General features: G+C 43.0%; 1 protein-coding gene. It reads right to left on the bottom strand.

Annotated features, from left to right (window positions below; all coding sequences use genetic code 11):
• Positions 1–339 (bottom strand): amidohydrolase family protein (locus ACYVTD_RS18260; RefSeq protein WP_461249020.1); only part of this gene is annotated, 339 nt, incomplete at its 3' end.
• Between the last annotated feature and the right edge of the window lie 12 nt (positions 340–351).

A 351-nucleotide genomic window follows, 5' to 3' on the forward strand; every position in this document is an offset into this window, starting at 1 on the left:
GATTAAAAGTTCAATGTCCTTCATGTCGGCGTTAACGATGTTTTCATAAGGATCGCTATTATTCGATTTCAACACGAGAATGTCGCCTAACTTGCCTTCGTCCAAACTGCCGATCCTGTCCTGCATCCAAAAGGCCTTAGCGGCGTTTATCGTCATCATGTTAAATATTTTTTCCGCGCCAAGATCTTCGCCGTAAAGTTTTCTGTAAAGTTCCCTGTCATATTTTATTTCGGCGAGCAAATTCGCGGAGCCCGTCGCGGAAGAATCCGTCCCTATCGTAACATTAATCCCCGCTTTAATCATTTTCCGCACTTTGGCGGTTACGTTAAACATAAACATATTGGAAAAACC

Source organism: Treponema sp. R6D11, assembly GCF_054786075.1.